The 25,260-nt window shown below is 63.6% G+C and carries 21 protein-coding genes; 5 read left to right on the forward strand and 16 right to left on the reverse strand.

Annotated elements, in window-relative coordinates:
• Nucleotides 1-12 precede the first annotated feature (12 nt).
• Nucleotides 13-780: a TOBE domain-containing protein gene (locus tag ACQ4W0_RS23175; protein ID WP_436578944.1), complete on the forward strand. Its 768-nt coding sequence runs from the start codon at nt 13-15 to the stop codon at nt 778-780.
• 53 nt (nt 781-833) lie between these two features.
• On the opposite strand, the gene ACQ4W0_RS23180 is transcribed toward ACQ4W0_RS23175, so the two are convergent.
• Nucleotides 834-3,908, reverse strand: coding sequence for a response regulator (locus tag ACQ4W0_RS23180; RefSeq protein ID WP_436578887.1), 3,075 nt, complete (start codon nt 3,906-3,908; stop codon nt 834-836).
• Between the two features lie 239 nt (nt 3,909-4,147).
• On the opposite strand from ACQ4W0_RS23180, the gene fnr reads away from it, so the two are divergent.
• A complete protein-coding gene (fnr, locus tag ACQ4W0_RS23185; protein ID WP_436518375.1) occupies nt 4,148-4,906 on the forward strand; it encodes a fumarate/nitrate reduction transcriptional regulator Fnr in 759 nt (252 codons plus the stop codon).
• Nucleotides 4,907-4,909: 3 nt separating this feature from the next.
• On the opposite strand, the gene ACQ4W0_RS23190 is transcribed toward fnr, so the two are convergent.
• From ACQ4W0_RS23190 to ACQ4W0_RS23255, 14 genes are all read right to left on the reverse strand, one after another.
• Nucleotides 4,910-5,434, reverse strand: a complete 525-nt coding sequence (locus ACQ4W0_RS23190) for a FixH family protein (RefSeq protein ID WP_141171201.1) — start codon at nt 5,432-5,434, stop codon at nt 4,910-4,912.
• Between the two features lie 102 nt (nt 5,435-5,536).
• Complete coding sequence (gene ccoG / locus ACQ4W0_RS23195; RefSeq protein WP_436578888.1) at nt 5,537-6,919, reverse strand: cytochrome c oxidase accessory protein CcoG; 1,383 nt, start codon at nt 6,917-6,919, stop codon at nt 5,537-5,539.
• Nucleotides 6,920-6,923: 4 nt separating this feature from the next.
• Nucleotides 6,924-7,844 (reverse strand): cytochrome-c oxidase, cbb3-type subunit III, encoded by a 921-nt coding sequence (gene ccoP / locus ACQ4W0_RS23200; RefSeq protein WP_436578889.1) that lies wholly within the window; start codon nt 7,842-7,844, stop codon nt 6,924-6,926.
• Nucleotides 7,837-8,037 (reverse strand): cbb3-type cytochrome oxidase subunit 3, encoded by a 201-nt coding sequence (locus tag ACQ4W0_RS23205; RefSeq protein WP_071080089.1) that lies wholly within the window; start codon nt 8,035-8,037, stop codon nt 7,837-7,839. The genes ccoP and ACQ4W0_RS23205 overlap by 8 nt, the downstream gene beginning before the upstream one ends.
• 1 nt (nt 8,038) lies before the next feature.
• Complete coding sequence (gene ccoO, locus ACQ4W0_RS23210) at nt 8,039-8,653, reverse strand: cytochrome-c oxidase, cbb3-type subunit II (RefSeq protein ID WP_436578890.1); 615 nt, start codon at nt 8,651-8,653, stop codon at nt 8,039-8,041.
• A 15-nt stretch (nt 8,654-8,668) separates the two neighbouring features.
• The gene (ccoN, locus tag ACQ4W0_RS23215; protein ID WP_102122394.1) at nt 8,669-10,096 is read right to left on the reverse strand and encodes a cytochrome-c oxidase, cbb3-type subunit I; all 1,428 of its coding nucleotides are present in this window, start codon (nt 10,094-10,096) and stop codon (nt 8,669-8,671) included.
• A 238-nt stretch (nt 10,097-10,334) separates the two neighbouring features.
• Entirely contained in the window at nt 10,335-10,511 is a 177-nt protein-coding gene (ccoS, locus tag ACQ4W0_RS23220; RefSeq protein ID WP_436578891.1) for a cbb3-type cytochrome oxidase assembly protein CcoS, read from the reverse strand.
• 3 nt (nt 10,512-10,514) lie between these two features.
• Nucleotides 10,515-12,944: a heavy metal translocating P-type ATPase gene (locus tag ACQ4W0_RS23225; protein ID WP_436578892.1), complete on the reverse strand. Its 2,430-nt coding sequence runs from the start codon at nt 12,942-12,944 to the stop codon at nt 10,515-10,517.
• Between the two features lie 22 nt (nt 12,945-12,966).
• Entirely contained in the window at nt 12,967-13,725 is a 759-nt protein-coding gene (locus ACQ4W0_RS23230) for a sulfite exporter TauE/SafE family protein (RefSeq protein WP_436578893.1), read from the reverse strand.
• A 9-nt stretch (nt 13,726-13,734) separates the two neighbouring features.
• Complete coding sequence (gene hemN, locus ACQ4W0_RS23235) at nt 13,735-15,183, reverse strand: oxygen-independent coproporphyrinogen III oxidase (protein ID WP_436578894.1); 1,449 nt, start codon at nt 15,181-15,183, stop codon at nt 13,735-13,737.
• 25 nt (nt 15,184-15,208) lie between these two features.
• Complete coding sequence (locus tag ACQ4W0_RS23240) at nt 15,209-16,870, reverse strand: methyl-accepting chemotaxis protein (RefSeq protein WP_436578895.1); 1,662 nt, start codon at nt 16,868-16,870, stop codon at nt 15,209-15,211.
• Nucleotides 16,871-17,065: 195 nt separating this feature from the next.
• Nucleotides 17,066-19,174: an EAL domain-containing protein gene (locus ACQ4W0_RS23245; RefSeq protein WP_436578896.1), complete on the reverse strand. Its 2,109-nt coding sequence runs from the start codon at nt 19,172-19,174 to the stop codon at nt 17,066-17,068.
• 45 nt (nt 19,175-19,219) lie between these two features.
• Nucleotides 19,220-19,651 carry an inner membrane protein YiaA gene (gene yiaA / locus ACQ4W0_RS23250; RefSeq protein ID WP_436578897.1) on the reverse strand — a complete coding sequence of 144 codons (432 nt, stop codon included), beginning with the start codon at nt 19,649-19,651 and terminating at the stop codon, nt 19,220-19,222.
• Between the two features lie 85 nt (nt 19,652-19,736).
• Entirely contained in the window at nt 19,737-20,684 is a 948-nt protein-coding gene (locus tag ACQ4W0_RS23255; protein ID WP_436578898.1) for a DUF808 domain-containing protein, read from the reverse strand.
• Between the two features lie 191 nt (nt 20,685-20,875).
• On the opposite strand from ACQ4W0_RS23255, the gene ACQ4W0_RS23260 reads away from it, so the two are divergent.
• From ACQ4W0_RS23260 to ACQ4W0_RS23270, 3 genes are all read left to right on the forward strand, one after another.
• On the forward strand, nt 20,876-21,517 hold the full coding sequence (locus ACQ4W0_RS23260; RefSeq protein WP_436578899.1) for a LysE family transporter: 642 nt from the start codon (nt 20,876-20,878) through the stop codon (nt 21,515-21,517).
• Nucleotides 21,518-21,632: 115 nt separating this feature from the next.
• On the forward strand, nt 21,633-23,402 hold the full coding sequence (locus tag ACQ4W0_RS23265) for a DUF6600 domain-containing protein (RefSeq protein WP_436578900.1): 1,770 nt from the start codon (nt 21,633-21,635) through the stop codon (nt 23,400-23,402).
• 320 nt (nt 23,403-23,722) lie between these two features.
• Nucleotides 23,723-24,019, forward strand: coding sequence for a DUF493 family protein (locus tag ACQ4W0_RS23270; protein WP_102122449.1), 297 nt, complete (start codon nt 23,723-23,725; stop codon nt 24,017-24,019).
• Here the strand turns inward: ACQ4W0_RS23270 and ACQ4W0_RS23275 are convergent.
• Entirely contained in the window at nt 24,012-25,211 is a 1,200-nt protein-coding gene (locus tag ACQ4W0_RS23275) for a multidrug effflux MFS transporter (RefSeq protein ID WP_436578901.1), read from the reverse strand. The two genes, ACQ4W0_RS23270 and ACQ4W0_RS23275, sit on opposite strands and share 8 nt — an antisense overlap.
• Between the last annotated feature and the right edge of the window lie 49 nt (nt 25,212-25,260).

Genomic DNA, 25,260 nt, shown 5'->3' on the forward strand with positions numbered 1-25,260 from the left:
GGCTCGGTATGGATGACGGTGGGCGGCGAGCACCTGGGCGGCGTCGGCCGCGTGGAATTGCTGGGCGCCATTGCCGAGTGCGGCTCCATCACGCAGGCGGCCAAACTCGTCAAGATGAGCTACAAGGCGGCCTGGGACGCCATCGACGCCATGAACAACCTGGCTGGCGAGCCGCTGGTCGAGCGCTTGACGGGTGGCAAGGGCGGCGGCGGCACGCGGTTGACCCCACGGGGGCGCCAGCTGGTCGACAATTTCCGTATCATCGAGCGTGAGCATGCCCGCTACCTGCGCCAGCTGGGCAGCCAGGCGGAAGGCATCGCCGACGATCTTTTACTCATACGGAGAATGGCCATGAAAACCACGGCACGCAATCAATTCCTGGGCAAGGTGACCGAACTGAAACAGGGCGCCGTCAACGACGAAGTCACGCTGGCATTGCCAGGCGGCCAGCACATCGTGGCCATCGTCACGCGCGACAGCAGCGAAAGCCTGGGCCTGGTGCCGGGCGCGGAAGCGTTCGCGCTGATCAAGGCCTCGTCCATCATCCTCGTGGCGGACAGCGAAGGGGCGCGCTTTTCCGCGCGCAACCAATTGGCCGGGCTTGTGACGCGCGTGCAGACGGGCGCCGTCAACACGGAAGTGGTGCTGGACTTGCCGCGCGGCGGCACGATTGCCGCCATCATCACGAACCAGAGCAGCACCGACCTGGGTATCGAGATCGGCAGCAATGTGACGGCAATTTTCAAAGCGTCCAGCGTGATCCTGGGCGTGCCGGCTTAAACCCGAAGCAAGGACTAAGTTCAGGGGTCAGACCCCAGCTTTACGTTGCAGGCCTAATCCTTCAGCCTCGACAACCAATCGGCCGCCGCCGCCAGCGCCTGCCCGAGTTCCTGCGCCGTGTGCGCCAGCAGCGCCGGCACCTCGTCCAGGCGGCCCGCGTCGATGGCTTCCTCGGTGGCAAACGCGGCGCGGATCAGGCGCTTGGTGCCCAGGGTACCCACGGAACCGCGCACGCCGTGCAGGATGCGCGCCACGTCGCTGTGGCGGCCCGTTTGCAACGCTGTTTCGGCGTCGCGCACGGGCGTCATGCCCTTGTTCAGGGCGTCTTCCACCATGCGCCGCAGCACGCCGCGCCCCTTCGCATCGCGTCCCATCACGCGCATCAGCGGCGCCATGGAAAACACTTCCTCATCGGCAACAGGCGCCGGCTCGGTCGTCTGCACTTGGGGGCGCTTGGGCAGGTGGCGCAGGATGACTTCCATCATCTCTTCCACCACCACGGGCTTGGCGATGAAATCGCTGATGCCGGCCGTCATGCAGCGCTCGCGCTCGGACGCCAGCACGCCGGCCGTCATGGCGATCACGGGCAGGCTCAGACGCAGTTCCGTGCGGATGATATGGGTGGCGCTGAAACCGTCCATGACGGGCATCTGCATGTCCATCAGCACGATGTCGTAGCGCAGCGCTTCCGTGCGCAGCCGTTCCACGGCCTGCCAGCCGTCGCCCACCACGTCCAGGGTGGCGCCCATGTGCTCGAGGATGCCGCGCGCCACGGCCTGGTTCAAATGATTGTCTTCCACCAGCAGGAAATGCACGCCGGCCAGCTCCGTGCCCAGCGGCTGGCGCAGCATGCGCTGCTCGCCGCGGTCGTTCTTGGTGATCAGCGCCTGGTGCAGGGCATCGAACAGGCTCGATCCCGTGATCGGCTTCATCAGCACGACATCGGCCTCGGCGGCGCTGGAGATTTCTTCCAGGTGGTTGCGGGCGAAGGCGTTGACCATCACCACGATGGGCTGGCGCTGGCCGGTGGCCGCCTGGCGGATGGCCTTGGCCGTGGCCAGGCCATCCATGACGGGCATGTGCCAGTCGGCCAGCACCACGTCGTAGGGCTGCTGCTGCGCCAGGCGTTCGCGGTACAGTTCGATGGCGGCAAAGCCGGAGTCCACTTCATCGGCCAGCCAGCCCCACGCCTCGATCAGCTTGACGATCAGTTCGCGCGTGGTGCGGTTATCGTCGGCCACCAGCAGGCGCAACTGGCCCAGGGCCGGCATGCGCCGCGTTTCGGCCGGCTGCGCCAGCATGTCGAACGGCACGCTGAACCAGAAGCGGCTGCCCTTGCCTTCGCTGCTGGCGACGGCGATGTCGCCGCCCATCATGTGGATCAGCTGCTTGCTGATGGCCAGGCCCAGGCCCGTGCCGCCGAAGCGCCGCGTGATGCTCTGGTCGCCCTGTGAAAATGCGGAAAACAGTTGCTGTTGCTGCAATTCCGTCATGCCGATGCCCGTGTCGCGCACTTCGAAGCGCAGCCAGGCGCGCCCGTGCCCGCTCTCGGCCAGGCTGACGGCCACTACCACTTCGCCGCTCTCGGTGAACTTGATGGCATTGCCGGCCAGGTTGACGAGGACTTGCTGCAGGCGCTGGGCGTCGCCCACCAGGCGCCGCGGCACGTCGGGCTCGACGGCGATGGCCAGTTCCAGCTCCTTTTCGCCCGCATTCATGGTCATCGTCGTGGCCAGGGTATTCATCACTTCATCGAGGTCGAATTCGACGGGCGACAATTCCATGCGGCGCGCCTCGATCTTCGAATAGTCGAGCACGTCGTTGAGGATGCCCAGCAGCGACTGGCCCGCCACGCGCACCATGGTCAGATACTTGCGCTGTTCCGTATCGAGCCTGGTATTGCCCAGCAGATACACCATGCCCAGCACGGCATTGAGGGGCGTGCGGATTTCATGGCTCATGTTGGCCACGAAATCGCTCTTCGCGCGGTTGGCCGCCTCGGCCCGGTCGCGCTCCTGTTCCAGCTCCGCCGCGCGCGATTCGAGTTCCTGCTGCAGGCGGTCGCGTTCGCTCATCAGGCCGTTGAACGCTTCCGTCAGTTCGCCGATCTCGTCGCGCTGCTGCACCGGTACGGGGGTGAAACGGCTGCCGCTGGTGCGCAGGGCGAGCAGGGTGTCGCGCAGGCGCACCAGCGGCGACAGCAGGCGCACGGTGACCCAGCCCAGCACGGTAGCGGCCAGCAGCGAAGCGAGAATGCTCCACAGTACCAGCCGGTACAGCACACCATCGAACGGTTCGAAGGCATCCTCGACGGGCAGCGAGGCGGCCAGCAGCCAGTTCACGGACTTCAGGCGCTTGAAGCTGTTGACGGCCGTGACGCCGCGGCTGTTGGTGCTGACCATGCTGCCTTCACCATCTTCCTTCAGTAACTGTGTGGTCGTCAGGTTGGCGTTCGGCTTGCGCGGCTGCAGCAGCCGGCTGGTATCGGGGTGCAGCACGTAGCGCGGCGCGGCGTCGCGCGTGATGATGAAGTAATAGCCGCTCTTGCCGATCTTTTCCGTGCGCAGGCGGCCCAGCAGGTTATCCTTGTACAGGCGCAGCACGCCGATCACCACGCCCACCACCTGGCCGTTGGCGCCAAGCACGGGCGCCACCATCTGCACGATGGGCATGCCGCTCGATTTGCCCAGTATCGGTTCGGTGATCATGGGTTGACGCGTGCGCAAGACGGTCTGGAAATATTCGCGTTCGGCAACGTTGATGCCGGCGCGTCCCGTGACGAGGGGCATGTCGGCCACGACGGCGCCTTGCGCGTCGAGCACCAGCACGTCGTCGAACAGCACCAGCATCGAGCGGCGCGCATAGTATTCGCGCAATTGGGCGGGCTGGGCGATCAATTCCGGCGGCTGCTGCCTGGCCGTCAGCGTGACGATCTGCAGCAGCATGCCCAGCTTGTCGTCGAGCTCGGCAGCGGTGCGGGTGATCAGGGACGATTGCTGGCTCAGCAGTACTCTGGTGAAGTCGGCGCGCATGTGCTGCAACTGGATCATGGTGACCAGCGCGATCATGGCGATCGAGGTCAGGCTGGTGGCCAGCGCGACTTTTGCTTTAATGCCGAGAGGCTTCATGATTTCCTTTTCAGTACCGTGCGGCACAGGCGGCAGATAATGCTGTCAGGAATTTTCCTATCAATACATCAACTTGGCAAGCGGCGCCGCGCAAATTGCCCTCCCCGCATGGGCTTTTGACGATGTTGCCAGATAATTAAAGTCAGAACGTCGTTTATTCAGCGCAATTGCGGTGAAATTGGCACACGGCAACCGTGTATGCAGTAAACTCGTTATTGCATTTTCTAAAAGGTAACGACATGACTGAAGCGCTACTCACTCCCACCTTGCCCACAGTGAACGTGGAAGCGTTGCGTGCGCGATGCTCGACCTGCAGCATGCATCAATTGTGCCTGCCGATGGGCCTCGATGTGGGCGACATGGACAGGCTGGACCAGATCATCGGCCGCCGCCGCAAGATCGTGCGCGGCGCTTCGTTGTTCCGTATCGGCGACTCGTTCCAGAATCTGTACGCGATCCGCCTGGGGCACTTCAAGACGTACCAGATCAATCCGGGCGGCGAAGAGCAGGTGACGGGTTTCCAGATGGCCGGCGAACTGCTGGGCATGGACGCCATCAGCGCCGATCGCCACCACTGTAATGCGGTGGCGCTGGAAGACAGCGAAGTGTGTGAAATTCCGTTTTCCAGCCTGGAACAATTGCTGGGCAATATGCCGACCCTGCTGCGCCATTTCCACCGCATGATGAGCCAGGAAATCACGCGCGAGCAAAGCGTGATGCTGTTGCTGGGCAATATGCAGGCGACGCAGCGTTTTGCCGCCTTTATCGTCAACCTGGCCTCGCGCTATGAAGCGCGCGGCTATTCGGCCAGCAAATTTCAGCTGCGCATGTCGCGCGAGGAAATCGGCAATTACCTGGGGCTGACCATCGAGAGCGTCAGCCGTTTATTGTCGAAATTCAAGAAAGAAGGCTGGCTGCGCGTCTCCAACCGCGAGATCGAGATCTTGCAGCCGGCCAAGTTGAAAGCCATTACGGCCGGCACGGACGTCTGCAAGTAAGTCTTACAGCTCTTCATCGGCGTGCAGCGCGATGCTGCGCTGCAGGGGCCAGGTCCAGATGCCGGACAGGCGCCACTCGCGTTTGTCGTTTTCCACCAGCACTTGCCAGCGGCTGCGCTCGAGCATCGGCAGCGCTACCGAGAAGTTGCCGGCCGCATCGGGCTGCACCAGCAGCTTGATATCCTTTTCCGGCAAGGTCGCATGCGCCAGGTGCAGCTGCAGCGGACCCTGGTAAGCCTTGCCGAAGCTGTGCACGGAACCGCTGAGGCGCGCTGACGCCACATCATAGGACAGGCTGGTATCCATCGCCAGGTCGCTGGCGATCGTATCGCGCCGCAAGTCCTGGTTGATCGCCTTGCCCTGCTTGTAATAATCACCCACCACCAGCGCATCGGGCTGCGTAAACGCGATATACGCCATGCAGCTGCCGACGACCACGGACAGGCCGGGACCGATCATCAGCAGCCAAGGCCAGCGATGCTTGTACCACGGTGCAACGGGGGCTTGCAGCTTGAGACTGTCGGACATGGTATTTCTCCTGATTAATTGGCCAATCCCCATCCGGGGACTGGCCTTCCTACAACTTCGTGGCGGCGGCGAGGGCACCCGGTCCCCGTCCGCCTTTCCTTGTTAGCGCGGCACGATGAATACCGCGCTTTCACGCACATGCAGCGATGGGTCGTCCAGCGAGTGCAATTCGATGGCAATCTTGTTCGAGCCCTTCTCGCCGACGCCGTGCGGCACGCGCAGGCGGATAGGCCAGCCCAGCGTTTCCGTTGGCTGCAAGGTCACCTCTTCGCGCGTCAGCAAGGTCAGACCCGGCAAGCCGGAAGCGCTGATCTTGAAGTGCTGGGTTTGCTCCGAAGTGTTCATGATCTGCAGACGGTAAACGTTCTCGATCATGCCGTCTTCCACTTCGCGTCCCATCGAACCGCGGTCGCGGATGACGTCCATTTTCAGGGGCGTGCGCAGGGCCAGCGAAGTACACACGGCGATGATGATCAGGGCCAGGATGGAGGTGTAGATCAGCACGCGCGGACGCATGGCGCGCTGGCGTATCTGCTTCGAACTGAAGTTGTTTTCCATCGCATGGTCGGTACTGTAGCGTACCAGTCCCCGTGGCCGCTCGACCTTGTCCATCACGCTGTTGCAGGCATCGACGCAGGCGGCGCAGCCGATGCATTCATACTGAAGGCCGTTGCGGATATCGATGCCGGTCGGACACACCTGCACGCACAGGGTGCAGTCGATGCAGTCGCCCAGCTTGTCGTTGTTGCCGGCCTTCTTACTGATGGCGCCACGCGGTTCGCCGCGCTTGGTATCGTAGGTGATGATCAGGGTGTCCTGGTCGAACATGGCGCTCTGGAAGCGCGCGTAGGGGCACATGTATTTGCACACCTGCTCGCGCAGCCAGCCCGCGTTGCCGTAGGTTGCCAGGCTGTAGAACAAGACCCAGAACCATTCCCAGGGACCGAAATTGAGGGTGGTCACCGCCTGCGCCAGGTCCTTGATCGGCGTGAAGTAGCCGACAAAGGTAAAGCCCGTCCACAGGGCGATGGCGCCCCACACCAGGTGCTTGGCCGTCTTCTTGAAGGCCTTGCGCACGGAGGGGCCCTGCTTGTCGAGGGCCATGCGCGCGCTGCGCGTGCCCTCGATGCGGCGTTCGACCCACAGGAAGATTTCCGTGTATACCGTTTGCGGGCAAGAGAACCCGCACCACACCCGCCCGGCGATGGCCGTGACGAGGAACAACAAATACGCACAGATGATCAGCAGGGCCGCCAGATAGATGAAATCCTGGGGCCAAAGCACGACGCCGAAAATGTAGAACTTGCGCGTGGTCAAATCGAACAGCAGGGCTTGCCTGCCATTCCAGGTCAACCACGGCAAGCCGTAGAACGCCAGCTGGGTAAGCCATACGCATACCCATCGCCAGGTAGCGTAGCGTCCTTTGGCCTCGCGAGGGTAGATTTGCTCGCGGGCCGCATACATCTTGATGACTTGAGGTTCCATTACGTCATTTCACGGGCGTCTGGGGATTTGACAGGCTCCAGACATAGGCCGACAACACATGTACCTTGGACTCGCCGAGGAAATCGCTGAAAGCCGGCATGGTGTTGTTGCGTCCCTTGCGGATGGTTTCCATGATGGTATCAGCACTGCCGCCGTACAGCCAGATCTTGTCCGTCAGGTTCGGCGAACCCAGCATCGGGTTGCCCTTCGCATCGGCGCCATGACAGGCCATGCAGGCGCCGAACTTGGCCTTGCCCAGCACCGACTTGACGGGGTCCGAGGTGGAACCGGACAGGCTCAGCACATAATGGGCCACGTTCTCGACATCCTTTTCGGAGCCCAGGGCGGCGCCCATCGGTGGCATCTGGCCATTGCGACCGTGCATGATGGTGGTCTTGATGATGTCAGGTTCGCCGCCATACAGCCAGTCCTTGTCGGTCAGGTTGGGGAAGCCCTTGTTGCCGCGCGCATCCGAACCGTGGCATTGCGCGCAGTAGGTCAGGAACAAACGCTGGCCGATGGCTTGCGCCTGCGGATCGGCCGCCACCGTCTTCAAGTCCTGGCTCAGGTACTTGTTGAACAGGGGGCCGTAGTCGGCTTCCGCCTTCTTCAGCTCTTCCTCGTACTGGCCCGTCGATTTCCAGCCCAGGCTGCCGGCATAGTTGCCCAGGCCCGGGTACAGGAACAGATACGCCAGAGCGAAGACGATGGTGATGTAGAACAACCACATCCACCAGCGCGGCATTGGCGTGTTGAGTTCCTTCAAGTCCTCGTCCCAGACGTGGCCCGTGGTGCCGTCGGCAGGTGCGCCCTCGACCACTTTGATTTTCGACTGCGAGTACAGCAGCACGCCGCAGCCGATGATGCCCAGCAGGGACAGCACGATGATGTAGATATTCCAGAAGCCATTGGTAAAGTCAGCCATGGTTGCGCTCCCCTTGTGCCGGCGCGGCATCGGCCGCGTAGTCGAGCGCCTCGTCGTCGAACGGCAGGCGCGCCGCCGCGTCGAAGTCGCTGTTGCTGCGGCTGAAAGTCCACCACAGGATGCCTACGAACGTCGTAAAGGAAACCACCGTCATGACGCTGCTGGCGCTGTCAAACAGGTTTTCGATTGCCATGCTAATTCCTTGTTTTGATTAATGTACCGAGGCCTTGCAGATAGGCGACCAGGGCGTCTTCTTCCGTCTTGTCCTGCAGCTGCGCCGGGCCGGCGGTGATTTCCGCATCGCTGTACGGCTGTCCCAGGCGTTTCAGGGCGCGCATCTTCGGCATGATGTCGTCAGGCACCAGCTTGGTCTTCGCCAGCCATGGGTAGGCCGGCATGTTCGACTCGGGCACCACGTCGCGCGGGTTGTTCAAGTGCGTGCGGTGCCATTCATCGCTGTAGCGGGCGCCCACGCGGGCCAGATCCGGCCCCGTGCGCTTGGAACCCCACTGGAACGGACGGTCATACACGAACTCGCCAGCGACCGAATAGTGGCCATAGCGTTCCGTTTCCGCGCGCAGCGGACGCACCATCTGCGAGTGGCAGTTGTAGCAGCCTTCGCGCACGTAAATGTCGCGGCCCGCCAGGCGCAGCGGCGAATACGGCTTCAGGCCAGCGACCGGTTCCGTCGTGCTCTTCTGGAAGAACAGGGGAATGATCTCGACGGCGCCGCCGATGCTGATCACTACCGTGACCAGGGCAATCAGCAGCCAGGGGTTTCTCTCAATCCATGCATGTGAAAATTTCATTTGCTTTTGCTCCTATCAGGCGTGCGCCGCGTTCAATTCCGGAATGCGGGCGACGGGGAGTTTGCTGCCGCGCAAGGTCATCCAGGTGTTGTAGCCCATGATGCACATACCCGACAGGTACAGCAGGCCACCGGCCACGCGCACCACGTAGTACGGATATGTTGCTTTCACGCTTTCGACAAAGGTGTAGGTCAGTGTGCCGTCCGGATTGACCGCGCGCCACATCAGGCCCTGCATCACGCCGGCGATCCACATTGCCGCGATGTACAGCACGATGCCGATGGTGGCCACCCAGAAGTGCACGTCGACCAGGCGCGTGCTGTGCATCTGCGTGCGGCCCGCCAGGCGTGGCAGCAGATAGTAGATCGAACCCATGGTGATGAAGCCCACCCAGCCCAGGGCGCCCGCATGTACGTGGGCAACGGTCCAGTCGGTGTAGTGCGACAGCGAGTTGATGGTCTTGATCGACATCATCGGACCTTCGAAGGTGGCGATGCCGTAGAACGACAGCGAGACGATCATGAATTTCAGGATCGGATCGGTGCGCAGCTTGTGCCAGGCGCCCGACAGGGTCATGATGCCGTTGATCATGCCGCCCCAGCTTGGTGCCAGCAGGACCAGCGAGAAGACCATGCCGATCGATTGCGTCCAGTCAGGCAATGCCGTGTAGTGCAGGTGATGCGGGCCGGCCCACATGTAGGTGAAGATCAGCGCCCAGAAGTGGACGATGGACAGGCGGTACGAGTACACGGGGCGCTCTGCCTGTTTCGGGATGAAGTAGTAGACCATGCCCAGGTAGCCGGCGGTCAGGATGAAACCCACCGCGTTATGGCCGTACCACCACTGGATCATGGCGTCCTGCACGCCCGCATAGGCGGAATACGACTTGGTGAACGAGGCTGGCATGACGGCGCCATTGACCACGTGCAAAATCGTCACGGCCAGGATGTAGGCGCCGAAGAACCAGTTGGCCACGTAGATGTGCTTGACCTTGCGCTTGATCAAGGTGCCAAAGAAAACGATGGCGTAAGCGATCCAGACGACGGCGATGAGGATGGCGATAGGCCATTCCAGTTCGGCGTATTCCTTGCCGCGCGTCATGCCCATGGGCAGGGTGACGACGGCGGACAGGATCACCGCTTGCCAGCCCCAGAACGTGAAGGCGGCCAGTTTGTCGGAAAACAGGCGCACCTGGCAGGTGCGTTGTACAACGTAGTACGAGGTGGCGAACAGGCCGCAGATGCCGAAGGCGAAAATCACCGCATTCGTGTGCAGCGGACGCAAACGTCCGTATGTCAGCCATGGTATGTCGAGGTTCAGGGCAGGCCAGGCCAACTGAGCGGCGATGATAACGCCAACCAGCATGCCGATGATGCCCCATACCACAGTAGCGACCGCGAATTGCTTCACGATCTTGTAGTTATAGTTCAGCGATTGATCCACAAAGACTCTCCCTGGAATTACTATTTATGATGGTGGCCAGAGAGTAAGTGTTTGACCGCTAAAAAACTTTGATGTGGATCAAAATTCCCCGGATGAAATAAGGGTAGCGAAGTGGCATCGAAATAAATGGTGATTTAGGTAAAAAAAGCCGGGCAAGATCCCTGCAAGTGGTGCTTGAGCTGTGTCAAAAAGCGTATGCCAACGATGGTTGGAGGCCATCGTGCCGGGTGTGGAAAAGTCAAGCGTGCGGTTCGTCGGGTGCTGGTTTGACGGCCGTATCGTCGTCCTGCAGCACGCGCAGGCCCGGTCCGACGAGGTCGTCGAACTGGCCGCTGTCCGAGGCCGTGAAATACACCCACAGGGCGATGAAGACGACCACGACGCTTAAGGGGATGAGGAGGTAGAGTGCTTCCATGGTTCAGGCTTTCCGCAGGCGCAGGGCGTTGGCGATGACGACCGCCGAGCTGGCAGCCATGCCGACGCCGGACAGCCAGGGGTTCAGGAAACCCAGCGCGGCCGCCGGGATGGCCGTCAGATTGTACAGGGTGGCCCAGCCCAGGTTTTCGCGGATGATGCGCATGCTGCGCGCGGCCGTTTGCGCCGTATCGAGCACGGAGCGCAGCTGTGACGACAGCAGCACCGTGTCCGCATGCGCCTGCGCCAGTGCGGCGCCGGAACCCATGGCGAACGAGACGTCGGCCGCGCTCAGCACGGCGGCGTCGTTGATGCCGTCGCCGACCATCGCCACGACGGCGCCCGTCGCCTGCAATTGCTGCACGAAATCGAGCTTTTCATCGGGCAGGCATTCGCCGCAGGCCGTGGCGATGCCCAGTTGCGCCGCCACGCTTTGCGTCAGGGCTTCCTGGTCGCCGCTCAGCAACACGACTTGCTTGCCGCGCCGGTGGAAATATGCGACCACTTCGCGCGCTTCCGGGCGCAGCGCATCGCTGAGCAAAAAGCGCGTGAGCCAGTGCCCCTGCGTGCCCAGGTACAGCGGCGTCATGCCCTGCATGCCGACGGCCGTGTCGCCCAGCGGCGGCCCGGCGATGGCGGCGACAAAGGCCGCGTTGCCCAGACGGTAGCGCACGCCATTGATCACGCCTTCGAGTCCCTGGCCCTGCACTTCCTGCAATTGTTCCGCATGCGCGCGCGCTTGTTCTCCGGCGGCAGCCAGGATCGCCTGCGCCAGCGGATGGGCGCTGCCCGCTTCCAGTGCAGCGGCCAGTTGCAAACAAGCGTCTTCCGTCATGTTGCCCAGGCCCTCGATTTGCTGCAGCACAGGCCGGCCCAGGGTCAATGTCCCCGTCTTGTCGAAGACGATATGGGTGGCGCGGTGCAGGGTTTCCAGCACATGCGGCTGGACGATGAGCACGCCGCGCCGCAGCAGGCTGTCGGTGGCGGCCGCCAGCGCCGTCGGCGTGGCCAGGGATAATGCACACGGGCACGACACGACCAGCGCGGCGATGGCCACGGGCCAGGCCCGCGACGCATCGTGCCAGCTCCAGAAGGCGAACACGGCGACGGCAAACAGCAGCAGGCCCAGCACGAACCAGGCGGCCACTTTGTCGGCCCACTGCGCGATCTGCGGCTTGCCGCTGCCGGCCCGCTCGATCAGTTTTAACAGGTCCGACAGGGTGCTTTCACGCGCCGGTTTCAGTACGCGCAATGTCAGGACGGCACTGGCGTTGATGGCGCCGCCCGGCACCTGTTCGCCCGTCTTGCGTCGCTGGGCCGCGCTTTCGCCCGTCAGCAGAGATAAATCGAGCGCGCTCGTGCCCTCGATGATGACGCTGTCGGCGGCGATCGCTTCGCCCGGTTTCACGAGGATGATGTCGCCCACATCCAGCGTGCCGGCTGGCACCAGGGTGGTGGCGCGGTTGTCGGGAAAGCCCGCCATCAGCGAGGCCGAGGCGGGCAAGGCGTGCTGCAGTCGTTCCAGCGCCGAGGCCGCCTTGCGGCGCGCCTGCAGCTCGTAATAGCGGCTGCACAGCAGCAGGAAGATGAACATCGTGGCCGAGTCGTAATACACCTCGCCGCGGCCCGTAAAGGTCGCCACCACGCTGCCGAAGAAGGCCGCCAGGATGCCCAGCGCCACGGGCACGTCCATGCCCAGGGTGCGTGCGCGCAGGCTGGCCCAGGCGCCCTGGAAGAAGGGCATGGCCGAATAGCAGATGGCCGGTAACGTGAGCAGCAGGCTGGCCCAGCGCATCAGGCTGGCCATACTGTCGTCCAGGGTGCCGTCCTCGGCGGCCAGGTAGGCGGGCGCCACGTACATCATCACCTGCATCATCGACAGGCCCGCCACGAACAGTTGGCGGCCCAGGGTCTTGCTGGCCTTTTGCAGGCGTTCGCCATGGCGCACGGCGTCATACGGATAAGCCGTGTAGCCGACTTGCCGCACGGCTTGCAGGATGTCGCCCGGCTCGCACTGCGCGCGGCTCCAGCGCACGTACAAACGCTCCGTGGCGACGTTCAGGCTGGCTGCCTGTACGCCGGGCAGGCGCGTCAGCTGGCGTTCGATCAGCCAGACGCAGGCGGCGCAGCGGATGCCTTCGACGGACAGGGTCGCTTCGCAGCTGCTGGCGTCGCGCGCGAATTGCGAGTCGTCATTGCTGTACAGGCGCAGTTCGGGCGGCATCAGGGTGGCATCAAACGCGTTGACGGCATATTCGTCGCGGTCGCGGTAGTACGCGCTCTGGCCGATGTCGACGATGGTTTGGGCCACCGCTTCGCAGCCGGGGCAGCACATGGTGCGCGGCAGCTCGTCGATCGTGACGTTCCAGCTCGAGCCGCTGGGGACCGGCAAGCCGCAATGGAAGCAGGCGGAGGGTTTTAAAACAGCATTCATAGGTTTGGTTTCATGCATCTTTTCATGGATGGCCCGTGACGCACAGGGCGTCGAGCCAGCCCAGCGACACGCCATTCGCGGCGCGCAGCAGGCCCAGCAAGCCAAAGCCCAGCACCAGCAAGCCGCTGGCGATGCGCACGGGACGGCGCTGCATCTGCGCGCGCAGGCGCGTGCCCAGCAAGCCCATGCCCAGCAGCATGGGCAGCGTGCCCAGGCCGAAGGCGGCCATGGCGGCCGCGCCGTCGAGGGCCGAACCTTGCAGCATGGCCGTCAGCAGGGCGCTGTAGACCATGCCGCACGGCACCCAGCCCCACAGGCCGCCCACGGCCAGCGCCTTGAATGGCGTATCCATCGGCATCAACGGATGCAACAGGGGGCGCACGCGGCGCCAGACGACATTGCCGGCCGCTTCCAGGTGGGCCAGGCCGCGCCAGGCATCCATCAGGTACAGGCCCAGGGCGACGAGCATCAGGTTGGCCAGCCAGTAGCCGGCCACCTGCAGTGACGCCATGTGCAGCATGCCCGCACCGGCCAGGCTGCCGGCCAGGGCGCCGGCCAGCATGTAGCTGACTATGCGCCCGCCGTTGTAGGCCAGCACGCGCAGCACGTTCGTTTGCAGCGCGGGGCGCGCCACGGCGATGGCGATTACGGGACGCGTGGGCGCCGCCGGTGCACCGCCGCTGATCGACAGGGCGCCGACGATGCCGCCGCACATGCCGATGCAGTGCACGCTGCCGGCCAGGCCGACCATGAACATGGGCACGAGGCTCAGGGCATTCATCGGACGGTATTACACCGTTTTCGAGTAGCGCAGCGGCTGCACCGCGTCCGGCGCCGCGTTGGCGCGGGCCATCGTCAGGTAGCGGTCGAAGACCATGCAGATATTGCGGATCAGCAAACGCCCTTTCGGCGTCACCGTCAGCCAGTCTTCCTCGATGACGAGCAAGCCGTCACGGGCCAGTTCGCGCAGCTTTTCCAGCTCGACGGCGAAATAGCTGCGGAACTTCACGGGGTGGGCTTGCTCGATGGTGGCGATCGACAATTCGAAGTTGCACATCAGCATCTGGATGATGATACGGCGCAATAAATCATCGGTATCGAGCTTGATGCCGCGCGCGATCGGCAGCACGCCTTCGTCGAGTTTTTCGTAATACGCGTCCAGCGTCTTTTCATTCTGGCTGTAGACGGCGCCGACGGAACTGATGGCCGACACGCCGCAGGCGATCAGGTCCGCTTCCGCGCGCGTCGAGTAGCCCTGGAAGTTGCGGTGCAAGCGGCCCTGGCGCTGCGCCACGGCCAGGTCGTCCGTCGGCTTGGCGAAATGGTCCATGCCGATGTAGACATAGCCGGCGGCCGTCAGGCGCGCGATGCACAGGCCCAGCATGGCCAGCTTGGTGGCGCTGTCGGGCATGTCGGCGTCGAGGATGCGGCGCTGCGGCTTGAACAGGTGCGGCATGTGCGCGTAGTGGTACAGGGCGATGCGGTCGGGGCTGGCGGAAATGACCTTGCGCAGGGTTTCCGTCATCGTTTCCAGGTTTTGCTTGGGCAAACCGTAGATCAGGTCAATGCTGATCGAGCGGAAACCGGCGTCGCGCGCCGCTTGCATGATGGCCACCGTTTCCGCTTCCGGCTGGATGCGGTTGACGGCCTTCTGCACGTCAGCGTCGAAATCCTGCACGCCCAGGCTGATGCGGTTGAAACCTTGTGCGCGCAGGGAAAACACGCGTTCGCGCGACACGGTGCGCGGATCGATCTCGATCGAATACTCGCCGTCTTCATCGGAAGCGAACTCGAAATGCTGGCGCAAATGCAGCATCAGCTCCTCCATCTGCTTTTCGCTCAGGTAGGTCGGCGTGCCGCCGCCGAAATGCAGCTGCTCGATCTGGTTCATGCCGGCAAACAGCTTGCCCTGCATGGCGATTTCCTGTTTCAGATAGCTGAGATAGGTGGCGGCCTTGCTACGGTCTTTGGTGATGATCTTGTTGCAGGCGCAGTAGTAGCACAGGGTGTCGCAGAACGGCACGTGCACGTACAGCGACAGCGGACGCCGGCCGCCGCGCATGCGCAGCGCGGCCAGCGCTTCGAGGAAATTGCCGTAGCCGAAGTCGGCATGGAAACGGTCGGCGGTCGGATAGGACGTGTAGCGGGGGCCGGACTGGCTCATCTTGCCGATGATGACCGGGTCGAATTCGACGACGGCGTCCAGGTCGGCGGAAGCACTGCTGAGTAGTGTAGGCATGGTGTGTGTAAGGTCTTGAAAGGTGTTAGGCGGCCAGGCGTTTCAGCGCGGCGGGTTTGCCGGTGTTCGCGGCGCCGCCCTTGCCGCCGGGCATGGCGACGCGGCGCGGTGGCGGCATCTTGCCGAAATTGAACAGGCTCACGGCTTGCGACAGGCTGGCGGCTTCTTCCGCCAGGCGCGTGGCGGCGGCGGCGGCTTCTTCCACCAGGGCCGCGTTCTGCTGCGTCACCTGGTCCATGTGGGCGATGGCCTGGTTGACCTGGTCGACGCCGATGCTCTGTTCGCGCGAAGCGATGGAAATTTCCTGCATGATGGCCGTCACTTGCTTGACGGAGCTGACCACCTGTTCCATGGTGGCGCCGGCGCGGTTCACCTGCAGCATGCCGGCGCCCACCTTGCCGACGGAAATTTCAATCAGCTGCTTGATGTCCTTGGCGGCCACGGACGAGCGCTGCGCCAGGTTGCGCACTTCGCCCGCCACCACGGCGAAGCCCCTGCCCTGTTCTCCGGCGCGGGCCGCTTCCACGGCCGCGTTCAGGGCCAGGATATTGGTCTGGAAGGCAATGCCTTCGATCAGGGCGATGATGTCGACGATCTTCTTCGACGACGTGTTGATCTCGTCCATGGTGGTGATCACTTCGGCAACGATTTCGCCGCCCTGGACGGCCACTTTCGAGGCGGCCACGGCCAGTTCGTTCGCTTGCACCGAGTTGTCCGCATTCTGTTTTACCGTCGACGAGAATTCCTCGATGCTCGAGGCCGTCTCTTCCAGGCTGGCCGCCTGCGATTCCGTGCGGCCCGAGAGGTCCATATTGCCGGCGGCGATTTGCTTGGTGGCCACGGCCATGGTTTCCACGTTGATGCGCACGTCGCGGATGGTGGCGATCAGGTTGCTATTCATCTGTTGCAGCGCGCGCAGCAATTGCCCCACTTCATCCGTGCTGTCCGTTTCAAAACTGCCCGACAGGTCGCCGGCGGCAATCGCCCGCGCGCCGTTCAGGGCCTTGCCCAGCGGCTTGAGCACGGACATGCGCAAGGTGTACCAGAGGAAAACGTTAATCAGGAAACCGAACAGGGTGGCGCCGAAGATGGCGTAATTGGTGATCTTGCCGCCGCTGGCGAACAGGCTGATGACGCACACCAGTAACTGCAGGCAGTTGACGATGGAGGTGGCGGCCCAGATGCGCAGGTTGAGCGACATGTGCGTCAGGTTGTGCAGCAGGTGCGCCAGGCCCGGGCGCACGATCTGCCCGTTCTTGATGACAATATTGCCACCTTCCTTGTTGCGGATGGCCGCGTAGGCTTCCTCGGTCACCTTGACCTGATCCTTGTCGGCCTTCACGCGCACCGACATGTAGCCGATGGTCTTGCCCGCTTCGCGGATGGGCGTGACGTTGGCGCGCACCCAGTAAAAGTCACCGTTCTTGCAGCGGTTCTTGACCAGGCCCGTCCATGGCGTGCCGGCCTGGATCGAAGCCCACAGGTCGGCAAACGCTTCGGCCGGCATATCCGGGTGGCGCACAATGTTTTGCGGCGAACCGATCAGCTCTGCCTCGCTGAAGCCGCTGACCTGGCTGAAGTACGGATTCACATACACGATATTGCCGTTCATATCCGTTTTCGACACGATGGCCTGATCGTCCAAGACGAGGACTTCACGGTTAGTCACTGGCAAATTTTGGCGCATGGTTGCGGCTTCCTGATCAGTTAAAGAGCTAATTGGTGAGTAAGACTTGCACGATTGCAAGAATGGAGATCAGTGTAAGGAGTCGCCTGCGCAAATTTATTGATGTAGATCAAAATCCTCCAGATTGGTCGTGCTCGCACGCATTTAGGGATAGCAATGCGGCATTGTTTTAAATTTACTGGTTGCCGGCGGTGGCTAATCGACGCCTGCCGTCAGCGGCCGCGGGCTGCCCACGGCGTAGCCTTGCGCGTAGTCGATGCCCAGCTCGCGGATGATGGTCAGGGTTTCCGCGTTTTCCACGTATTCGGCCACCGTTTTCAAGCCCATCACGTGGCCCACTTCATTGATGGCCTTGACCATGGCGCGGTTGATGGCATTGGTGGCGATGCCGCGCACGAAGACACCGTCGATTTTCAGGTAGTCGACGGGCAGCGCTTTCAGGTAGCCGAACGAGGAAAAGCCGCTGCCAAAGTCGTCAAGCGAGAAGCGGCAGCCCATGGCCTTGAGCTGGCGCATGAAAATTTGCGCTTTTGGCAAGTTGGCGATGACGGCCGTTTCCGTGATTTCAAAGCAGATTTGTTCAGGCGCAATGGCATACTGCACGAATTGCCCGGTGATGTAGTCTTGCAGGCCCGTGTCGGCCAGCGACATGCCCGACAGGTTGACGGAATACAGGGCCGGTGTGCGGCGCCGGCTTTCCGCCAGCGCTGCCAAAGGCGGCAGGCTGTCGCGCACGCTCTGGATATGCTGGCACACGGCGCGGATGACCCAGCGGTCGATGGACAGCATCATGTCGTAGCGTTCGGCGGCGGGAATGAAGGCGCCGGGCAGTATCAGGTCGCCCTGGCTGTTACGGATGCGGATCAGCACTTCATCGTGTTGTTCCGGGCTGTCGCGCAGGTGCACGATGGGCATGGCGTACAGGCGGAAATAATCGTGTGCGAACGCTTCGTTCAGGCGTGAAATCCACAGCATTTCACCATGCCGTTGCGCCAGCATGACGTCGGACTCCTGGTACACGTGCAGGCGGTTGCGGCCCTGCTCCTTGGCCAGGTAGCAAGCCTGGTCGGCGGCGCTCAGCAGCTCGCTCATGGACTTGCTGTCCTGGTTGATTTCCGCGATGCCGATGCTCACGCCCAGTTCGAAGCTGTGTTCGTCCCAGGCGAAGGGGAATTCGCGCACGGACTGACGCAGCTGTTCGCCGATCAGGCGCGCATGCTCGAGCGGACAGTGGGGCAGCAGCACGCCCAGTTCGTCGCCGCCGAGGCGCGCCAGGATGTCGCTGTCGCGCATCTGTCCCTGCAGCATCTTGGCCAGCAACTGCAGCAGCACGTCGCCGGCGCCATGGCCGCAAGTGTCGTTGATGATCTTGAACTGGTCCAGGTCGAGGTACAGCAGCGCATGCGCGTGGCCGCTTTCTTTGGCCGTATGCAGGGCGCCCGCCACCAGGTGTTCGAATTCGCGCCGGTTGATCAGGCCCGTCAGGGCGTCGTGCGTGGCTTGCCACGACAATTGCTGGCTCAGCTTGCGTTCGTGGCTGACGTCGCGAAACACGACGACGGCGCCGAGGATCTCACCGTCGCGCGACCAGATGGGCGCGGCGGACTTTTCGATGGCGATGCGCCGGCCTTCGCGCGTGATCAGTTGCGTGTGCGTGGAGATACCGATGGCCTGGCGCTGGCGCAGGCACTTGATGGCGACGTGCTCGAGCGGCTGGTTCGAGTGCTCATTGACCAGGCACAGCGTTTCCAGGATGTCGATCCCCTCGGCCAACTGGCTGCTCCAGCCCGTGAGTTGCTCGGCCACGCGGTTCAGGTAGCGCGTTTTGCCCTGCGGATCGGTGGTGATGACGCCGTCGCCGATGGAGCTGAGCGTCACTTCGGCCAGTTCCTTGCGCTCGGCGATCATGAGTTCGCGCAGTATGTGCTCGGTGACATCCCAGATGACGCCAAGGGTGCGCTCGGGATGGCCGCCGCCATCCATGAAGACCTGCGCCTTGGCCGCCAGCCAGTGTTCGCTGCCGTCGGGCCAGATGACGCGGTATTGCAGGGCGTAGCCGCCGCGCCGCCGCACGCCGTCCTGCAGCACGCCGATCACCTTGTCGCGGTCATCGGCATGCACGCAGTCGAGGAAGGCGGGGAAGGAATGGGTCAGGGCACGCTCCTCCAGGCCTAGCAGGGCCGCGCCCCTGGCCGACCAGATGACCGTGCCGTCGATGACCTGGCCAGCGACGATGCGCGAATCCCATATCGCCATGTGCGCCGCCTCCAGCGCCATTTGTAAACGTTTCTGCTGGTCGCTCATCGTCCTCTCCCGCTATGGATATAGAAATAGATGCGCCGCTGGTGCTTAAGTTCCCGGCGCGTCGGCTGGCGTGACGGCCGGGGCGCGCGCCACGTCGCGCACATTCTTTTGCACGGCCACGGCGGCAAACAGGCTGAGCAGGAATGCCATGGCATAAAAGCCCTTTTCGCTGTTTTGCAGGGTGGCATTCCACAGGCCGACGGTGAGCAGCAGCAAGGCCAGCAGCACGGAAATCCAGCACAGGCCGAAATACATGCCCGTCACGGCGACGCCTTCCGTGCGGTCGCGCACGGACTTTTGCAGCGAGATGGCGGCGAACAGGCCATACATGAGGAGCGTAAAGTAATAGCCCTTCTCGTTGAGGGCCATCGTGGCGTTCCACAGGCCGGACAAATAGGTAATGGCGCCGATCAGCAGGGCCGCCCAGGAGGCGCCGATGAAGGCGTTGCTGGGGCGTTGGATGGGGGAAGGCTGCATAGGGTCTCCATGGGCAGGCAGGCACCGCCGGCATGGCCGGGGCGGCAGGCACGGATGCGCCTGCCGCCCCATCAGACCAGAAAGCTTATTTGTTTGATTTGAGCATGCGCAACAAAGCCGACACGGCGGTGACGCCGGCCAGCACCAGGCCACCGGCAATGACGCCGGCGACGGCGTTGATCAGGCTGGGCGTGACGGCTGCCAGCACGGGGCCGATGCCGGCCACGCTGCCGACGGCTTCTTCCGCGTGGTGCAACATGGCGCTGGCCCACGGCCAGCCGTGCGTCAAAATGCCGCCGCCCACCATGAACATGGCCAGCGTGCCCACCACGGAGAGAAATTTCATCAGTTTCGGCGCCGCCGACACGAGCATGCGGCCAAAGCCGCGCACGCCATTCATCAGCGCGCCCGCGCCCTTGCGCGCCGCCAGATAAAAGCCCGCGTCATCGAGCTTGACGATGCCGGCCACCAGGCCATACACGCCCACCGTCATGATGATGGCGATGCCGACGACGACGGCCACCTGCTCGGCGAAGGTGGCCGCAGCCACCGTGCCCAGCGCGATGACGATGATTTCCGCCGACAAAATGAAGTCGGTGCGGATGGCGCCCTTGATCTTGTCCTTTTCCAGCGCTACCAGGTCCACCTGCGGGTCGCGCAGCGCCTGTGCCAGCTCGGCCTTGTGGCTGTCGTCCGGGTGCAGGTATTTGTGGGCGATCTTTTCGAAACCCTCGAAGCACAAGTAGGCGCCACCCAGCATCAGCAGCGGCGTGATGGCCCACGGCGCAAACGCGCTGATGGCCAGCGCTGCCGGCACGAGGATGGCCTTGTTCTTCAGCGAACCGACGGCGACGGCCCATACGACGGGCAGTTCGCGCTCGGCACGCACGCCGGCAACCTGCTGCGCGTTCAGGGCCAGGTCGTCACCGAGCACGCCGGCCGTCTTCTTGGCGGCTACCTTGGTCATCAGGGAAACATCGTCGAGGATGCTGGCGATATCGTCGAGCAGGGCCAGCAGGCTGGAGCCGGCCATCTCAGCACGCTCCCGCAGTGGTGGCAGGGAATTGTGGAGCGAGGAAAGTGTTGTTTTTCATGATGTTATTCTTGGTTGTACGGCAAGGGAAGGCGTAGCTAAAGCATGCATGCGATCTTACCTCAGGCAGGGCCGGCAGGGCCGCACGGGCCGGGTTAAAATTGCTCCTCGTCAGCCTTTTTGGAAACCGCATGCCCTTTGCCACCTGGATCACCTTTGTCATCGCCGCCTCCATCATCGCCGTCTCGCCCGGCTCGGGCGCCGTGCTGTCGATGTCGCACGGCCTGTCCTACGGGGTGAAAAAGGCCAGCGCCACCATCCTTGGCCTGCAGCTGGGGCTGCTGGTGGTGCTGGGCATCGCCGGTGCCGGCGTGGGCTCTTTGCTGCTGGCCTCCGAAGTGGCCTTCAATATCGTCAAGACGGTGGGCGCGCTGTACCTGATCTACCTGGGCCTGTCGCAGTGGCGCGCCAGGGTGGCGGTCACGGGCGACCTGCATGCCGACGCCGTGGTGCCTTCCATGGGCCGACGCGTGCTGACGGGCTTTCTCACCAACGTGACGAATCCGAAAGGCATTATTTTTATGGTGGCGGTATTGCCGCAATTCATCAGCCCCACGGCGCCGTTGCTGCCGCAATTGCTGATCCTGGCCGTCACCATGTGCACGATCGATCAGATCGTCATGCACAGCTATGCTTTCCTGGCCTCGTCGATGCAGCGCTTTTTCCGTGACGCGCGCGCCGTGAAAAAGCAGAACCGCTTCTTTGGCGGCCTGCTGATGGCCGTCGGCGCCGCCTTGTTCTTCGTTAAACGGGGCAGCCAGGCGGCATCCTGAGCCAAGGCAACATGCAAACCAAGATGCAAACATTTGTAAGCCCGCTTGCGATGCCCGCCCGATGCGGATGTAATCGATAGCAATCGTCCTTGTAAGTCCTGCCTGGAGCGCTATCATGCGTCCGATCCTCTCTCTCCCCCTCTTGAAAACCGTGTGCGCCGTGCTGCTGTCGTCGGCGTGCACCTTCGCCTTGGCGCAGGACCCGCCCGCTCGCGTGGGCCGCATTTCCACCGTCGAAGGGCAGGTGCTGGTGCGCGCCGGTGGTGGCGAGGCGCAAAATGCCCTGCTGAACTGGCCCGTCACGACGGATAACCGGCTCAGCACCATGCGCGGTGCGCTGGCGGAATTGCGCTTGGGCGCGGCCGCCGTGCGCCTCGACGGCGATTCCGAACTGGAAGTAAGCGAGCTCGATGACGACCATTTCACACTGCACCTCAGCTATGGCACAGTCAGCGTGCGCGTGCGCAATCCCGATGCGCTGCGCGGCTTCGAACTGACCACCGCCCAGGCGCGCGTGACTCTCACTCAGCCGGGCTGGGTACGCATCGATGCGGGGCGCCAGCCCGGCACCAGCGTCGTCAGCGTGCTCGAAGGGGCGGCCGACGTGGATGGCGCGACGGGCAGCGTGACCTTGCGTGCCGGCAAGCGCGCCGAGCTGACGGACGAGGAATTGCGCACGGGCGCCTTGCACAGGATCGCCTTCGACAACTGGCCCGAAGCCTTGCCCGCCGCCACGCCGGCCTTGCAATATGTCACGGACGATACTACCGGCTATGAAGAGCTGGACCGCTACGGCGCCTGGCAGGACGATGCGCAATATGGCCCCTTGTGGCTGCCCAGCACGGTGCCGGTCGGCTGGGCACCCTACAGCGACGGTCGCTGGACGTGGATCGCGCCGTGGGGCTGGACCTGGGTCGACAATGCGCCGTGGGGCTATGCGCCCTCGCATTACGGTCGCTGGGTGCTGCTGGGCCACCGCTGGGGCTGGGCACCGGGGCGCGAGCGCGGCCGCGTGCCGTGGGCGCCCGCCCTGGTGGGCTGGGTGGGGGGTGGCCACGGGCCGCAGCAAGGTGCGCGTCCTGGCGTGGGCTGGTTTCCCCTGTCGCCACATGACCGCTACGTGCCCGGCTACCGCGCCAGCGCAGAGTATGAACGCCGCATCAACCGCGTGGCCGAGGGGCGCCGGCCTGTGGCGGGAGAACGCGAACGCCGTGTAGGCATGAGCATGTTGCCGGGCGAGCGCTTTGGCGCGCAGCGCACGGTCGACGTGCCGCGCCGCGACCGCACCACCATGCCGCCACCCGTGATGCAAAGCTTGCCCTTGAGCACGGCGCCTGCGCCTGCGGGCAACTGGCAGCGCCCTGCCGAAGCGCCGCGCGGCGACAACGGTTTCCGGCGCGAATGGGTCAACCGTCCCGGCCGTTTGCAGACGGACGATGGCCAGACGCATCTGGCGCCGCGTCCCATGCAGCCGAACCGCCCGCCCGTGCCGGCCCAGCCGCAACAGCCGCCGATACCGGCCCAGCCCGTGATGCCGGCGATGCCAGCCTTGCCACCCGTGCAAGACCAGGTGGCCCGCCCCGGGTGGCGTGGCGAGCAGCGGTCCCGCGTCGAGCGTCCCTTTGATGCACCCCGTCCGGACCGTGGAGAACGTGGCGGCCGTCGCGAAGTACTGCAGACGGCGCCACTGCCGTCCTTGCCTTCCCCACCACCCGTGGCTCAGCCGCGGCCCGCACCGCCGCCGATGCCGGCCCCTGCCGCCCGTCCGCCTCAGGAGGCGCGTGGCGGCGAACGCAGCGGGCCGCCCCGTGAACGGAGCAATGACCGAGGCAATGAGCGCGGCAATCCCGGCCGCAATGGCCGGATGCAGGAAGTGGAGCGCTGACGGCCGTGCCGTCTGTCGCGCCGTATCGACGTTCAAGCCGCAAAATGCGCAGTTCGTCACATGCTGGATGCAAAGTCGCCTCGGTTTGTCTACAGTACGACCACTGCTTATCCTCCAAGTGACAGCATCGACTTTTCCGGCTATTTTGTCCAAACGAAATAGTTTTCGCCAGCTGACAAAGCTGGCTTTTTTTTTCTGCGCCCCTGGCGCCATGGCAACGGGCGCATGCGCTCCGAAAGTTGGCTACAATACGTCTTTACGCGGTCGCCGCGCGATATATGCTGCGCCGCCTGTTCTGACCGGCACTGATAGGATTCCCCATGCAAACCACCCCACCCACCGAAGTCACGATTCCCCCCAGCGAATCGCTGATCGAATACCCGAGCGATTTCCCCATCAAGATCATGGGCCCGACGCATGTGGACTTCGCGCCGACCATGCTGGAACTGGTCATCAGCCACGATCCGACCTTTCACGTGGGCCGCATGGAAGAGCGCCCATCGCCCAAGGGTAATTACACGGGCCTGACCGTCACCGTGCGCGCCATCAGCCGCGAGCAGCTCGACGCCCTGTACATGGCACTGTCGGGCCACCCGATGGTCAAGATCGTCATGTAAGACATGCTGTTGCCCGGGCTGGCTGGCGTTTCGTCAGCCGCCACACCAGGGCAAAGGCCGCGCTGGCCGCCGCCGTCACCCACAGCAGGGGCTTTTCGCTGCCGTCGGTGATGGCGGCGATCACGGCACCGCAGGCGGCCGTGATGAGCATCTGGATGAAGAAGAACAGGCCCGAGGCGCTGCCCGCCTGGGCGCCATACGGCTGCAGTACCGCCAGCTGGCAGGCGGGGATGGCCATGCCCACCGAGACCATCACCAGCAGCATGGGCGCCACCAGCGATGCCACGTGCTGCGGCGCCAGGCTGCCTGCCAGCAACAAGCTGGCCGCGCCCGCCACATTGATCAGCACCGCCACACCCAGCAGGTAATTGGCGCCCAGGCGCGGTCCCAGGGCGCGAAACAGGCTCGATCCCGCCACATAGCCGCTGACCGTCAGCGCGAACACCAGCGCATACGCGTGCGGCGACAGATGCATCCCCCTTTGCAACAACACGGACGATTCCGCGATGAACGGGAAATACGTGCAATACACACAGCCGATGGCCAGTGCATAGCGCAGAAAATACGCGTCGCCCAGCAGGCGGCGGTAGAGCGCCAGGGTATTGCCTTGTGGCACGGCGTCGGCTGGCTTGGTTTCCGGCACGTAAGCGGCGATCAACCCCAGCGACAGCGCGCCCAGCAGGCACAGCACGCCAAACACGGCGCGCCAGCCGAACGCTGCATCGAGCACGCTGCCGGCCAGCGGCGCCACGATGGGCGACAGGCCCATCACCATCGATATTCTCCCCAGCATGCGCGCCTGCGTGGCGGGGTCGAAGCGGTCGCGCACCATGACACGCCCAATGATGGTGCCGCTGCAGCCGCCGAACGCCTGCAGCACGCGCGCGGCGATCAGTACGTGCACATCGGAGGTCACGCTGCAGACGATGCTGGCGAGCACATAAATGCCCGTGCCGGCCAGCAGCACGGGACGGCGTCCGTAACGGTCGGCCAGCGGCCCGCAAGCCAGCATTGACGCGGCCGAGCCGGCCATGAACAGGCTCAGGGTCAGTTGCAGCTGGGCATCGCTGGCATGCAGGGCATCGGCCATGGCCGGCAGCGAAGGTAAATAGATGTCGATGCTGATGCGCGACAGGCAGACCAGCAGCAGCACGATGCCGCCCCAGGCCCATACAGCGATTTGTTTCTGCATTGTTGTATACGATCCTCTCATGTGTCCCTTCATGCGTGCGCCCCGCTGG

It is taken from the genome of Janthinobacterium breve (assembly GCF_051380895.1).
Classification (GTDB): domain Bacteria; phylum Pseudomonadota; class Gammaproteobacteria; order Burkholderiales; family Burkholderiaceae_D; genus Janthinobacterium.